The 289-nt window shown below is 34.3% G+C and carries 1 pseudogene; it reads right to left on the reverse strand.

The features are described from left to right. Positions 1-219 (reverse strand): annotated as a pseudogene (locus KI356_RS27990) (M23 family metallopeptidase); the annotation flags it as partial. Positions 220-289: the final 70 nt, after the last annotated feature.

Consider the following 289-nt stretch of genomic DNA (forward strand, 5'->3'; position numbering starts at 1 on the left):
CACTCCATCATTTTCAATAAGACCTATTTGATTACCTCCTCCGTAATTACTCCAACCAGCTTCAACTATTTTTCCGCTTGAAATAGCTTTTACTGGTGTTCCAATATTCATAAAAAAATCAACTCCGTAGTGCATACCGCCATTTATACCTAATGGATAAGGACCGTAACCATATCCTTTTTTGTAATTATTCAACCATTGTGCTGAATGTTCATGTGTCATATGTATATCTCCTTCTTAAAGTTAAACAAAATTATTTCTAGAGGGGAATTGTTATCCGCTCACAATT

This window comes from Bacillus hominis (assembly GCF_018332515.1).
GTDB classification, from domain to species: Bacteria; Bacillota; Bacilli; order Bacillales; family Bacillaceae_G; genus Bacillus_A; species Bacillus_A hominis.